Origin of the sequence: Ruegeria profundi (assembly GCF_049800715.1) — a bacterium.
GTDB classification, from domain to species: domain Bacteria; phylum Pseudomonadota; class Alphaproteobacteria; order Rhodobacterales; family Rhodobacteraceae; genus Ruegeria; species Ruegeria profundi_A.
In genome coordinates this window covers 206,036-219,111 of record NZ_JBNAFO010000005.1, presented here as the reverse complement: position 1 = coordinate 219,111, position 13,076 = coordinate 206,036, and the positions used below count along the sequence as shown (strand labels likewise).

Genomic DNA, 13,076 nt, shown 5'->3' with positions numbered 1-13,076 from the left:
GGAACCAAAGTCGCTTCGCAGTGGAAAAGAGGCACAACTGGGTTCATCGCCGCGCGACAATGGACATAGACAAAGCGCATGACACCTGCTTGGGTGCGCGCAACACAAATATTGCCGGAGGCTGACCCATGCTGGACGCAACGACCGATCTGAAATCCCTGCTGAAGAATCCCGACCTTCTGGTAACCAAAGCCTATATTGGCGGCCAATGGGTGGATGGCGATAACGGCACGTTCACAGTGACCAACCCCGCACGCGGGGACGTGATTGCCGAAGTTGCAGATGTCAGCCGCGCGCAAGTCGCAGGCGCCATCGCGCAGGCCGAAGCCGCACAAAAGGAATGGGCCAAGCTGACTGGTAAGGAACGTGCCGCCATCCTGCGCCGCTGGTTCGACTTGATGATGGAAAACGCCGAGGATCTGGGCAAGATCCTGACCGCTGAGCAAGGCAAGCCGCTGGCCGAGGCCGTTGGCGAAATCGGCTATGGGGCTTCTTTCATAGAATTCTTCGGGGAAGAGGCCAAGCGGGTCTATGGCGAGACCATCCCCGGCCATCAGCGCGACAAGCGGATCATGGTGATGAAACAGCCGATCGGCGTGGCGGCTTCGATCACGCCGTGGAACTTCCCCAACGCGATGATCACCCGCAAGGCAGGCCCGGCACTGGCCGCTGGCTGCGCCTTTGTCGCGCGCCCGGCGACAGAGACCCCTCTTTCAGCCCTGGTTCTGGCGCTGCTGGCGGAGCAGGCGGGCGTACCTGCGGGTGTCTTCAACGTCGTGCCATCGACTCAGGCCAGCGAGACCGGCAAGGAGTTCTGCGAGAACCCGGGCGTGCGCAAGCTGACCTTTACCGGATCGACCGAGGTGGGTCGCATCTTGCTACGTCAGGCCGCCGATCAGGTCATGAAATGCTCGATGGAGCTGGGCGGCAACGCGCCCTTTATCGTGTTCGACGATGCCGATCTGGATGCAGCCGTCGAAGGCGCGATGCTGTGCAAGTTCCGCAATAACGGCCAGACCTGTGTCTGCGCCAACCGTATTTACGTGCAGGCCGGCGTCTACGATGCCTTTGCCGCCAAGCTGAAAGCTGCGGTTGAGGCGCTAACAGTCGGCGACGGACTGAGCGCTGGCACAACCACCGGCCCCTTGATCAACGACGACGCAGTGGCCAAAGTCGAAGAGCATATCAAGGATGTCACCGACAAAGGCGGCGCGGTTTTGACCGGCGGTCTGCCTCATGATCTGGGTGGCACTTTCTTCCAACCCACGATCGTGACCGGCGTGACTCAGGACATGATGGTCGCGCAGGACGAGACCTTTGGCCCACTAGCACCCTTGTTCAAGTTCGAGGACGAAGATGACGTCATCGCCATGGCCAATGACACGATCTTCGGTCTGGCTTCGTATTTCTATGCCAAGGATCTGAGCCGTGTATACAAGGTGGCTGAGGCACTGGAGTACGGGATCGTCGGCGTGAACACCGGCATCATCTCGACCGAGCTGGGCCCGTTCGGCGGCGTCAAGCAATCCGGCCTAGGCCGTGAAGGCAGCCACCACGGCATGGAAGACTATATGGAAATGAAATACGTCTGCCTGTCGGTCTGAACAGGAAGACTGCCCCCTCTCATCGCGTTGAGGGGGCAGTTTATACGATAGGGCACGACGCATCTGACATTTCACCATTCCCCAAAACAGAACGAAGATGCGCGTAGGTGGGCGGATCGTAAGGCATGCGCGCGTCTCAACACTTCGCGCGTCTCGGGTATTCCCTGTAGCAGGGATGAATGTTGAGACATAGGTGGTGCCGCTGAAGGGACTCGAACCCCCGACCCCATCATTACGAATGACGTGCTCTACCAGCTGAGCTACAGCGGCACCGTTGGTCTTCCGAAACTGAATTCGGAAAGATGCGAAGGCTTCTTTAATTCGTCAGGTCTGCGCCTGCAAGCCCGGATCAGCGCGCTGAGGCTTCATGAAAGTTCTGTGACAAAACAGGTTTCCCGGTTGACCACCAAGATATATTTCCATAATTCATGAAATATGATAGAAGAGATTACCGATCAGCTGGCCATTCTGGGCCATCCGCAACGCATCACTGTCTTTCGCATGTTAATGCGACGGTTTCCTGACACCGTGCCCGCGGGTGAGCTGGCCTCGGAGCTGGATATCAAACCCAGCACCATGTCGAATTACCTGAGTGCGCTGCAAAGGTCCGGGCTGGTGACTCAGGAACGCTCAGGCACTTCCCTGCTTTATTCCGTCAATATGACTAAAGTGCAGAGAATGCTGGATTTTCTGGTTGTCGATTGCTGCCGGGGTCGTCCCGATATCTGCATGCCTTTCACACAAGGAAATGAAGACATGACTGACCGCAAGTTCAACGTCCTGTTTCTATGCGTGGGCAATTCCGCCCGTTCGATCTTTGCCGAAACCCTGCTGCGCGAGTTGGCAGATGACAGGTTCACCGTCTTTTCCGCCGGAACGCAGCCCGCATCCGAGTTGAACCCCTTTGCCGTGCAAGTGCTGCAGGACAAGGGTCACGATACCTCGGTCCTGCGCTCCAAGCATATGTCGGAATTTGCAACCGAAGGCGCGCCGGAAATGGATTTTGTCTTTACCGTCTGCAATCAAGCCGCGAACGAAGAGTGCCCAGCTTGGGAAGGCCAACCGATCAGCGGCCATTGGGGCATGGAAGACCCGGTGAAAGCCACCGGAACCGATGCCGAGAAAAGCCTTGCCTTTCAAAACGCCTATGGCGCGCTGAAGCGCCGGATCGAAGCGTTCACCTCCTTGCCGGTCGAAAGCCTTGACCGGATCGCCCTACAATCTGCTGTCGATGACATCGGCAGAACCTCTGTCGGAGACTGAAATGACCACATATGCTGTGAATGGCCTGGGCCGGATAGGAAAACTGGCCCTGAAACCGCTGTTAGAGAAAGGCGCCAAGATCGCTTGGATCAACGACGCGGTCGGTGACGCCGAGATGCATGCGCATCTGTTGGAATTCGACACGGTTCATGGCCGTTGGGACGCCACTTTCGAGCATGATGACGAAAGCGTCACCATCAACGGCACCCGCCTGCCCTTCATCGGCACCAAGGATCTGAGCGCTCTGCCGCTGGACGGCGTCGATGTGGTGATTGACTGCACCGGTGTCTTCAAGACCGAGGCAAAACTGGCCCCCTATTTCGATGCGGGCGTAAAAAAAGTTGTCGTCTCGGCCCCGGTTAAGGACGGCCCGACCGCCAATATCGTGATGGGTGTGAATGACGACATCTACGATCCGGCGACCCATCAGATCGTAACTGCAGCCTCCTGCACCACGAACTGTCTGGCCCCGGTGGTGAAGGTTATCCACGAGAACCTGGGCATCCGCCATGGCTCGATGACCACGATCCATGATGTGACCAACACGCAGACCATCGTGGATCGTCCCGCCAAGGATCTGCGCCGGGCACGCTCGGCCCTGAACTCGCTGATCCCGACCACAACCGGCTCGGCCACGGCGATCACGCTGATCTACCCCGAACTCAAAGGGCGTCTGAACGGCCATGCGGTGCGCGTGCCGCTACTTAACGCCTCACTGACCGACTGCGTGTTCGAGGTTGAGCGTGAGACCACCGTCGAAGAGGTCAACACCTTCTTCAAAGCCGCGACCGAAGGTGAGTTGAACGGCATTCTGGGCTACGAGACCCGTCCGCTGGTGTCAACCGACTACACCAATGACGAGCGCTCTTCGATCGTCGATGCGCCGTCGACCATGGTGGTGAACGGGACACAGGTGAAAATCTATGCCTGGTATGACAACGAGATGGGCTATGCCCACCGCCTGGTCGATGTGGCGCTGATGGTTGGGGCCTCGCTGTGACCGACCGGCCCGAGGGGCTGTCGGCCTATATCGCGGTCACGGCGGCCTATTGGGCCTTCATGCTGACCGACGGAGCCCTGAGGATGCTGGTGCTGTTGCACTTTCATACGCTTGGCTTCTCGCCGGTGCAGCTGGCCTATCTGTTTGTCCTCTATGAAATCGCCGGGATGGTGACGAACCTTGCAGCGGGCTGGATCGCGGCGCGGTTTGGCTTGACCTCGACGCTCTATGCAGGGCTGGGCTTGCAGGTTGTGGCGCTGCTGGCGCTGACGCAACTAGACCCTAATTGGGCGATTGGCGCATCTGTGGCCTTCGTCATGATCGTGCAAGGCGCAAGCGGAGTGGCCAAGGATCTGGCCAAGATGTCCTCAAAATCTGCGGTGAAGCTGCTGGCCCCGACTGAGGGCGGCGGGCTGTTTCGCTGGGTGGCGGTGTTGACCGGATCAAAGAACGCCGTGAAAGGGCTGGGCTTCCTGTTGGGCGCGGCGATGCTGGCGACTTTGGGCTTTCAGGCGGCGATCATCGTGATGGCACTCGTTCTCGCCGTGATCCTGTTCGCCGTCATCCGCTTCATGCCCCCCGGCCTGCCTAAAGGGCGCAAGGGCGCGAAGTTCTCTGAAGTCTTCTCGAAATCTGCCAACGTCAATTGGCTGTCCGCCGCGCGGGTCTTCCTGTTCGGTGCCCGCGACGTGTGGTTCGTAGTCGGCATCCCTATCTATTTCTACGCCGTCCTCTCGGATGGTACGGAAGAGGGCAACCGCGCCGCCTTTTTCATGATCGGCACCTTCCTGGCGTTCTGGATCATCCTCTACGGCGTTATTCAGGCCAACGCGCCCAAGATCCTACGGGCCTCAGACCGGTCCGAAGGCGATTTGATCCGCGCTGCACGCAGCTGGGCCGCGATGCTTTTCTGCATACCTGCGACTCTAACACTGGCAGTTTCGCTATCTGCCGGGCCGGAGACATGGCTGACAATCGCTTTGGTCGTAGGCCTTCTGGTGTTTGGGGCAATCTTCGCCGTCAACTCATCCCTGCATTCCTATCTGATCCTCGCCTTCACCAAGTCCGAGCGGGTCACGATGGATGTCGGCTTCTACTACATGGCCAACGCGACAGGCCGCCTTTTGGGCACCGTCCTGTCCGGCTTTACCTATCAAGTCGGCGGTCTGCCCCTTGTGCTGGGCACAGCGGCTGTCATGGTGGCGCTTGCGGCGCTCACTTCGGGCAAGCTGACCGATCAAACAACTGAGGCATATTCATGAGCATCTTCGAGCGCTATCTGACCATCTGGGTCGCCCTCGCCATGGTCGGCGGCGTGCTGATCGGACTGGCCGCGCCCGGTCTGGTCGACCTGATCGCCGGGGCCGAGGTGGCCAGCGTCAATTTAGTTGTGGCCATGCTGATCTGGGCCATGGTTTATCCGATGATGGTGGGCGTCGATTTCAAAGCGGTCGTGGGCGTGGCCCGGCAACCCAAAGGCCTGATCGTGACGCTGGTGGTCAACTGGCTGATCAAACCTTTCACTATGGCCCTACTGGCGGTGTTGTTCTTCGACTATGTCTTCGCCCCGTGGATTCAGCCAGAGGACGCGGCACAATACACCGCGGGTCTGATCCTGTTGGGGGCCGCGCCCTGCACCGCGATGGTGTTTGTATGGTCGCAACTGACCAAAGGCGACGCGACCTATACTCTGGTGCAGGTCTCAGTAAATGACCTGATCATGGTGGTGGCTTTTGCCCCAATCGTGGCTTTTTTGCTGGGGGTCACCGATATCTCAGTTCCATGGCAAACGCTGGTTCTTGCCACCGTTCTTTATGTGGTTCTGCCCCTGATTGCCGGTTTGATCACCCGCAAGCGGCTGGGCTCGCAGGAGGCCATCGACGCCTTCTCTGCCCGTGTCAAACCGTGGTCGATCATGGGTCTGATCGCAACGGTAGTGATCCTTTTCGGCCTTCAGGGAGAGACGATCCTTTCCAAGCCGATGGTCATTGTTCTGATCGCCGTTCCGATCCTGATCCAAAGCTATGGCATCTTCGCGCTGGCGTACGGAGCTGCCTATGCCCTGAAGGTCCCTCACCGCATCGCAGCCCCTTGCGCTATGATCGGAACCTCAAACTTTTTTGAGCTGGCCGTAGCGGTCGCTATCAGCCTGTTCGGGCTGAACTCCGGCGCGGCGCTTGCCACGGTGGTGGGTGTGTTGGTCGAGGTGCCGGTGATGTTGTCATTGGTTGCCTTCGCCAACCGCACGCGGGCCCGGTTTCCCGAACCCGCGACGTAATAAACCATTCAGCGCACCGAATGATCATACAGCACCGCAATCGCCGCCGAGGCGATGCGAGTGCGGCGATCATCGGCGCGGCTGGTCAGCATGATCGGAACCTGCGCGCCCAAAACAATCCCTGCGGCTTCGGCTCCGGCCAGATACATTAGCTGCTTGGCAATCATGTTGCCGGCCTCAAGGTCCGGCGCGACCAGTATATCGGCCTGCCCCGCCACCTCGGATTTGATGCCCTTGGTCGTGACCGCGTGCATCGACACGGCGTTGTCAAAGGCCAGAGGGCCATCGAGCATACCGCCCGTGATCTGCCCGCGATCCGCCATTTTGCACAGGGCACCAGCCTCGACCGTGGATTGCAGTCGAGGTGTGATGGTTTCGACCGCTGACAGGATCGCCACCTTAGGCGTCTCGATCCCGATGGCACGAGCCAGATCAATGGCATTCTGAACCATATCCGCCTTGGTCTGCAGATCGGGCGCTATGTTGATGGCCGCATCGGTGATCAGAAGCGGTTTGGAATAGGTCGGCACGTCCATGACGTAGACATGGCTCATCCGGCGTTCGCTGCGTAGACCATTGGCCTTGGAGACGACGGCCGACATGACCTCATCCGTGTGCAACGCGCCCTTCATCAGGGCCTTCACACGACCATCCCGCGCCAGATGCACCGCCCGTTCGGCCGAGGCATGGCTGTGCGGTGTGTCAATGATCTCGAGCCCGCCGATATCCAACCCAGCCTCATCCGCCGCATGTTGGATACGACTGCGCGGACCAACCAAAACAGGCTCTAACAAACCCAAATCGCGGGCCGAGAGCGCCCCCTCCAACGCGCTTTCATCGCAGGGATGGACCACAGCCGTCGGCAAGGGCGCCATTTTCTGAGCCGCGCTCAGCAATCGGTCATAGGAGGCGCCCCGGTGATGCAAAACCAGATCCGGCATCGCCATTCGGGGCCTTTTGACCTTTTTGTCCGGCGCGATCACAACGGCCTGTCCGGTGATGACAGGCTTGCCATCGCCAGTCGTACAGATGCAATCCAGAGTGACGTGCTTATTCTCGGGCTGCTTTTCGGTCACGGCGACGCGCACAGTGACTGTATCGCCGATACCAACGGGTTTGAGGAATTTTAGAGTCTGATCAAGGTAAATCGTCCCCGGCCCAGGCAATTGCGTGCCCAACACATTGGATATCAGCGCGCCGCCCCACATGCCATGTGCGACCACCTTGTGAAAGATGTCCTCCTGCGCGAAGGCCTCATCCACATGGGCCGGGTTCACATCACCTGAGACCGCCGCAAAGGCGTCGATATCCTGCGCGGTCAGGGTGCGGGATAGCTCGGCCGTATCTCCGACGTTGATCTCATCAAACGGCCGGTTTTCGATAAAGCCGATGCCGGTATCCTCATCCGAAGACATTCATTCCCCTTTCAATACAAAAGCTGACCCTTGGGCAGACACCCCGAACCGTTGCTGTTCAACGACCCATAAAGGCTCAATATGACAGAGACATGCAAGCGCCGCGACGTTCAGACCGTGCGATCCTGTGCGCGATACGAACCTGGGCTGCGGTTGGTCCATTTCCGGAATGCGCGGTGAAAATTCGCCGGGGCCGAGAACCCGGTGTCGAAGGCAATCTGCTCGATACTGTCGCCGCTTTGTTGCAGGGCGCGGATCGCAATATCGCGGCGCAGGGCGTCTTTGATGTCCTGAAACGAGGTGCCCTCGTCCTTGAGACGCCGGTTCAGGGTCCGGGGCGTCATCTTCAGGGCAAGGGCCGCATCGGGAAGCTGACCGCTTTTCCAGGACGTCCGATATAGAAACGCACGGACCTGCAGACTGTTCGTATGCGCGCGCGAGTTTGTGAAAATCCAGTCGATCGGTGCACGCTCCAAGAAGAGAGACGCCTCAGCCGGGCTGCGCGTGATTGGGGGATCCAAGCGGCGCGGATCGAACAGAATGCTGGTCTTCGGAGCATCGAATGTGACCGCGCAGGGGAAGACAACCGCATAGTCCGCCGCGAAACTTGGCCGCGCAAAGGCAAAGCGAACGGCCTTTACCGGCGTTTCCGATCCGCTCAGCCATGACAGAAGCCCATGCGCAAGTTTCAGGATCAGCATATGACCAAAGCGCTGGGGTGCCGTGTCCTGCCGATACGGTACCAGCGAAAGCTCAGCCACCTCCGGCCCGGTGCGTAGATCCAGGTGGAAATCGTCTAGCAACAAGTTCCAGAATGTCGAAAAGCGATACAGCGACGAGGTCAGGCTGCTTGCTTCGCGCAGGACGGTCACAAGGTGCTGCAGGGCACGCGGCCGAATGGGACGGCTCCAGAGGCCCATCATTTCGTCCCCCGTCTCAGGCGCGGCCAGCTGGTACAGGCGGGCGATTTCCTGAAGCGTCACGCGCTGCGCAGGCTCTGAAGCACTGGCTTGCAGGCCCGAACGGCTCAGCAGAAACTGCATCTGATCTGCACTACAACACACCCTCAGCGCCTCAAGCCAATCCTGGATAAAACCGGCTGAAACAGTTGTAAGTGAGATGGGGTCATTGCTGACCATGATCGCCCCCAGTTTGGCAATATCGGATAGTAACTTGGCAATATATGAGCTTTTCGGCAAGCTACACGGCAGATAAATGACGTGAAACCACAATTACCATTGGGGGAATCTGGCATGCCCTATCAGCCACCCGTGCAGGATCTGATGTTCTGTATCGAACACCTGTCCCATTGGGAAACAGTGTCCACTCTGGACGCATACTCGGGTTTCGAACTGCCCGATATCGGCGCTGCGCTAGAAGGCTATGCGCGGTTCTGCAGCGAACAGATCGCGCCGCTGTCCCATATCGGCGACACGTTGGGCGCCCAGTTTGACAACGGTCGCGTGAAAATGCCCGAAGGGGACGCGCAGGCCTATTCGCAATTTGTTGAGATGGGCTGGCCGGCCCTTACACACCCGCCTGAGTTTGGCGGCATGGGACTGCCGCGTACGGTTGGCGCGGCGGCAGTCGAGATGCTGAACGCTGCCGACATGAGCTTTGGCCTGTGCCCCTTGCTGACCGACGGCGCGATCGAAGCGCTGCTGCTGACAGGCTCGGACGCGCAGAAAGCCACTTATTTAGAGCCGCTAATCGCTGGGCGCTGGTCGGGGACGATGAACCTGACCGAACCGCAGGCGGGCAGCGATCTAGGTCGCGTTTCGACCAAGGCGGTGCGGCGCGAAGATGGCAGCTATGGCGTGTCCGGCACCAAAATCTTCATCACATATGGCGCTCATGACCTGACTGAGAACATCATCCATCTGGTTCTGGCGCGCACGCCTGACGCGCCCGCCGGACCGAAGGGGCTAAGCCTGTTCATCGTCCCGCAGAAGATGGTGGCAGAGGACGGCTCGGTCGGGGCCGAGAATTCGGTGAACTGTGTCAGCATCGAACACAAGCTGGGCGTTCGCGCCAGCCCAACGGCGGTGTTGGAATACAAAGACGCAACGGGCTTCCTGATCGGTGAGGAAAACCGCGGGTTGGAATACATGTTCATCATGATGAACGCCGCGCGCTTTTCTGTTGGTGTTCAGGGCATCGCGACATCAGAACGCGCCTATCAGCGCGCCTTGGCTTATGCGCGGGACCGGGTCCAAAGCCGCCCTGTGAATGGCCAGGTCAAGGACGCGGTGGCGATCATCGAACACCCCGACGTGCGCCGCATGTTGATGCGGATGCGCAGCCTGACCGAAGGCGGGCGCGCCATGGCGGCGGCCACAGCCGGTTTGCTGGATCTCGCACATCATCAGAATGATCCGGACACGGCCGCCCTAGCGGAGTTAATGGTTCCACTGGTCAAGGGATTCTGCTCGGAACGCGCGGTCGAGGTCGCCTCTCTGGGCGTTCAAATCCACGGCGGTATGGGCTTCATCGAAGAAACCGGAGCCGCACAGCACTATCGTGATGCTCGCATTCTGCCGATTTACGAGGGCACGACCGCCATTCAGGCCAACGACCTTCTGGGTCGAAAAGTCATGCGCGACGGGGGCGAGACCGCCCGCCGGTTCGCCGCGCGTATAGCTGCAACTGAGGCCGAGTTGGCAGAAGGCGATGCCACCGCGCAAGCCATCGGCGCAAACCTTGCGCAGGCACGCGGCACGTTTGAAGCCGCGCTGGAATGGCTGTTGGAAAACAGCCGCAAGGACATCGACGCCGCTTTTGCGGGCTCGGTCCCGTTTTTGATGCTGGCAGGTACGCTTGCGGCGGGTTGGAAACTGGCAAAAGGTGTCACCCCGGCGCAGGCGGCTTTGAACAATGGGCAGAACACGCAGTTCATGACCCAAAAGATCGCCACCGCGCTGTTCTTTGCCCAACACATCCTGCCCGAATGCAGTACCGAACACACCCGCATCTTGCACGGCGCGCGTAGCCTGCTTGACGCGGCCTTCCCCGAATAACGCCTTTAAAAGGATCCGCAACATGAACGATGTCGTGAACCCCGCCACCTATGAGAACCTCGCGATTTCCGAGCGTGACAATGGCCTCTTTATCGTGACCCTGAACCGCCCGACCAAGCGCAATGCATTGGACGTGGCCACGATCGAAGAACTGATCCGCTTTTTCAGCGGCGCGCGTACGGCCGGCGTGCGGGCGGTGGTGCTGACCGGCGAGGGCGATCACTTCTGCGCGGGTCTGGATCTGGTGGAACACTGGAAAGCCGATCGCAGCCCCGATGACTTCATGCATGTCTGCCTGCGCTGGCACGAGGCGTTCAACAAGATGGAATATGGTGGTGTGCCGATCATCGCCGCCCTGAAAGGCGCGGTGGTTGGCGGCGGGCTCGAGCTTGCCAGCGCCGCCCATATCCGCGTCATCGACCCCGGCACCTATTTCGCCTTGCCCGAGGGACAGCGCGGGATTTTCACGGGCGGAGGCGCAACCATCCGCGTCTCGGACATGATCGGCAAATACCGCATGATCGACATGATCCTGACCGGCCGCGTCTACCAGGGGCAAGAGGCTGTCGATCTGGGACTGGCGCAATACATCACCGAAGACGGTGGCAGCATGGCCAAGGCAATGGAACTGGCAGACCAAATCGCGCAGAACTTGCCTTTGACCAATTTTGCGATCTGCTCGGCGATCAGCCATTTGAACAACATGTCCGGCATGGATGCAGCTTATGCCGAAGCCGTGGTCGGCGGCGTGGTCAACACCCAGCCCGCCGCGCGCGAACGGCTGGAAGCCTTTGCCAATAAAACCGCCGCCCGCGTGCGGCCCAACAGCTAAGACAGGCAGGACCCGGATGCGTCACCATTTCGAAGCTCTTCAGAAGACACGGGCCAATCATGTGCCTTTGTCCCCTTTGTCCTTCCTGCGCCGCGCCGAATCCCTGCACGGCGCGCGCACAGCTGTTATCTATGGTGACATCCGACGAAGCTGGGCGGAAACCGCCGCCCGCATTCGCGCGGTGGCCAGTGGGTTGGCCGCACTTGGGGTGCAGAAGGGCGATACCGTCTCGGTCCTCAGCCCGAACATCCCGGAACTCTTTGAGCTGCATTTCGCCCTGCCCCTGACCGGAGGGGTGCTGAATACGCTCAACACAAGGCTCGAGCCCGAAACCATCGCCTATATTCTGGATCATGCGGACACCAAGCTGGTGATCGTGGACCGTGAATTGGCGCCGCTTCTGTCCAAAGCGTTTGATCTGCTGGGGCGCACAATACCTGTCGTCGAAATCGCCGATCCTGCGGCCACTGGTGAAACCCTCGGCGGCCAGACCTATGAGGCGCTGACCACAGCCCCACCCCTGCCGATCGATCTGCCCGATGATGAGTGGGACGCGATTGCGCTGAACTACACCTCGGGCACCTCGGGCCGCCCCAAGGGCGTCGTCTATCACCACCGTGGCGCTTACCTGATGGCGTTGGGTACGGGCACCGCATGGCAGATGCCGCCCTATCCGGTTTATCTGTCCGTCGTGCCGATGTTCCACTGCAACGGCTGGGGCCATCCCTGGTTGATGGCGATGCTTGGAGGGACGGTTGTCTTTACACGCATCCCCGCCGCGGACCGCATTCTGGAGGCGATCCGCACCCATGGTGTGACCCATTTCGGTGCCGCCCCCATCGTTCTGCAAATGCTAGCCGAGGCCGAAAGCGAAGCCGCCCCGTTTGATCCCGCAATCCGGGTGCTGACCGCCGGCGCGCCTCCGCCCCCTTCGGTCTTGGAGAAAACCCGCGCGATGGGGTTTGACGTCATGCAGGTCTATGGCCTGACCGAGACTTACGGCCACATCTCGCAATGCCTCTGGCAAGAGGAGTGGAATGATCTCAGCCCGGCGGAACAGGCTGAATTGCAGGCGCAGCAGGGCATCGCCTTCCCGATGGTCGAAGAGGTCACGGTGATCGACCGCGACAGCGGCGCACCGGTGCCGCGCGATGGTGCCACGCAAGGTGAGATCGCCATCCGGGGCAACACGGTCATGGCCGGGTACCACAAAGACGCCGAGGCGAGCTCAAACGCCTTCGAGGACGGCTGGTTCTGGTCCGGCGACGGAGCTGTGATGCATGAAAACGGCTACATCCAGATCCGCGACCGGCTGAAGGACGTGATCATCTCGGGCGGCGAAAACATCTCATCCGTCGAGGTCGAAGCGGTGCTGTATCGCCATGACGCGGTTCAGGCCGCCGCCGTGGTCGCAATGCCGCATGAGAAATGGGGCGAGGTCCCCTGCGCCTTTATCGAATTGCGCGACGGGGCCGAGGCAACCGCTGAGGACATCATCGCCTTCTGTCGCTATCACTTGGCCGGGTTCAAAGCCCCAAAAGCAGTTGTTTTTGAGACGCTTCCCAAGACCTCAACCGGTAAAATCCAGAAATTCCAACTGCGCGACCGCGTCAAAACACAGTCGCTTTGACACATCTCTGCCCGGGTTTTTCCAACAAAGCTCGGGT

10 protein-coding genes and 1 tRNA gene are annotated in these 13,076 nt (G+C 59.8%); 8 read left to right on the top strand and 3 right to left on the bottom strand.

Annotated features, from left to right (window positions below; genetic code table 11):
• The first annotated feature begins 128 nt into the window (after window positions 1-128).
• A complete protein-coding gene (locus tag ACP15L_RS10750) occupies window positions 129-1,604 on the top strand; it encodes an NAD-dependent succinate-semialdehyde dehydrogenase (protein WP_170667917.1) in 1,476 nt (491 codons plus the stop codon).
• Between the two features lie 194 nt (window positions 1,605-1,798).
• Here the strand turns inward: ACP15L_RS10750 and ACP15L_RS10745 are convergent.
• Window positions 1,799-1,874 (bottom strand) — tRNA-Thr (locus tag ACP15L_RS10745).
• 165 nt (window positions 1,875-2,039) lie between these two features.
• Here ACP15L_RS10745 and ACP15L_RS10740 point away from each other — a divergent pair.
• From ACP15L_RS10740 to arsB, 4 genes are read left to right on the top strand one after another with little or no spacing between them, the layout of a single operon-like run.
• Window positions 2,040-2,867: a helix-turn-helix domain-containing protein gene (locus tag ACP15L_RS10740; protein ID WP_425084143.1), complete on the top strand. Its 828-nt coding sequence runs from the start codon at window positions 2,040-2,042 to the stop codon at window positions 2,865-2,867.
• 1 nt (window position 2,868) lies between these two features.
• Window positions 2,869-3,867 (top strand): ArsJ-associated glyceraldehyde-3-phosphate dehydrogenase, encoded by a 999-nt coding sequence (locus ACP15L_RS10735; RefSeq protein WP_425084142.1) that lies wholly within the window; start codon window positions 2,869-2,871, stop codon window positions 3,865-3,867.
• Window positions 3,864-5,129, top strand: a complete 1,266-nt coding sequence (arsJ, locus tag ACP15L_RS10730) for an organoarsenical effux MFS transporter ArsJ (protein ID WP_425084141.1) — start codon at window positions 3,864-3,866, stop codon at window positions 5,127-5,129. Before ACP15L_RS10735 ends, arsJ begins: the two co-directional genes overlap by 4 nt.
• Window positions 5,126-6,145, top strand: a complete 1,020-nt coding sequence (arsB, locus tag ACP15L_RS10725; RefSeq protein ID WP_425084140.1) for an ACR3 family arsenite efflux transporter — start codon at window positions 5,126-5,128, stop codon at window positions 6,143-6,145. Before arsJ ends, arsB begins: the two co-directional genes overlap by 4 nt.
• 8 nt (window positions 6,146-6,153) lie before the next feature.
• On the opposite strand, the gene ACP15L_RS10720 is transcribed toward arsB, so the two are convergent.
• The gene (locus ACP15L_RS10720; RefSeq protein ID WP_425084139.1) at window positions 6,154-7,560 is read right to left on the bottom strand and encodes a bifunctional enoyl-CoA hydratase/phosphate acetyltransferase; all 1,407 of its coding nucleotides are present in this window, start codon (window positions 7,558-7,560) and stop codon (window positions 6,154-6,156) included.
• A gap of 110 nt (window positions 7,561-7,670) precedes the next feature.
• Window positions 7,671-8,699, bottom strand: coding sequence for an AraC family transcriptional regulator ligand-binding domain-containing protein (locus ACP15L_RS10715; RefSeq protein ID WP_425084138.1), 1,029 nt, complete (start codon window positions 8,697-8,699; stop codon window positions 7,671-7,673).
• Between the two features lie 114 nt (window positions 8,700-8,813).
• On the opposite strand from ACP15L_RS10715, the gene ACP15L_RS10710 reads away from it, so the two are divergent.
• Genes ACP15L_RS10710 through ACP15L_RS10700 form a run of 3 tightly spaced genes read left to right on the top strand, consistent with a single transcriptional unit; the run spans window position 8,814 to window position 13,039 of the window.
• Window positions 8,814-10,577 carry an acyl-CoA dehydrogenase gene (locus tag ACP15L_RS10710; protein WP_425084137.1) on the top strand — a complete coding sequence of 588 codons (1,764 nt, stop codon included), beginning with the start codon at window positions 8,814-8,816 and terminating at the stop codon, window positions 10,575-10,577.
• 22 nt (window positions 10,578-10,599) lie between these two features.
• Window positions 10,600-11,409, top strand: coding sequence for a methylthioacryloyl-CoA hydratase (gene dmdD / locus ACP15L_RS10705; RefSeq protein ID WP_425084136.1), 810 nt, complete (start codon window positions 10,600-10,602; stop codon window positions 11,407-11,409).
• A gap of 16 nt (window positions 11,410-11,425) precedes the next feature.
• Complete coding sequence (locus ACP15L_RS10700; RefSeq protein ID WP_425084135.1) at window positions 11,426-13,039, top strand: AMP-binding protein; 1,614 nt, start codon at window positions 11,426-11,428, stop codon at window positions 13,037-13,039.
• Window positions 13,040-13,076 lie beyond the last annotated feature (37 nt).

Bases quoted from the DNA above. Each gene is read 5' to 3' on its own strand.
- ACP15L_RS10750 (WP_170667917.1), top strand. From the start codon at position 129: ATGCTGGACGCAACGACCGATCTGAAATCCCTGCTGAAGAATCCCGAC.
- ACP15L_RS10740 (WP_425084143.1), top strand. From the start codon at position 2,040: ATGATAGAAGAGATTACCGATCAGCTGGCCATTCTGGGCCATCCGCAA.
- ACP15L_RS10735 (WP_425084142.1), top strand. From the start codon at position 2,869: ATGACCACATATGCTGTGAATGGCCTGGGCCGGATAGGAAAACTGGCC.
- arsB (WP_425084140.1), top strand. From the start codon at position 5,126: ATGAGCATCTTCGAGCGCTATCTGACCATCTGGGTCGCCCTCGCCATG.
- ACP15L_RS10720 (WP_425084139.1), bottom strand. From the start codon at position 7,560: ATGTCTTCGGATGAGGATACCGGCATCGGCTTTATCGAAAACCGGCCG.
- ACP15L_RS10715 (WP_425084138.1), bottom strand. From the start codon at position 8,699: ATGGTCAGCAATGACCCCATCTCACTTACAACTGTTTCAGCCGGTTTT.
- ACP15L_RS10710 (WP_425084137.1), top strand. From the start codon at position 8,814: ATGCCCTATCAGCCACCCGTGCAGGATCTGATGTTCTGTATCGAACAC.
- dmdD (WP_425084136.1), top strand. From the start codon at position 10,600: ATGAACGATGTCGTGAACCCCGCCACCTATGAGAACCTCGCGATTTCC.
- ACP15L_RS10700 (WP_425084135.1), top strand. From the start codon at position 11,426: ATGCGTCACCATTTCGAAGCTCTTCAGAAGACACGGGCCAATCATGTG.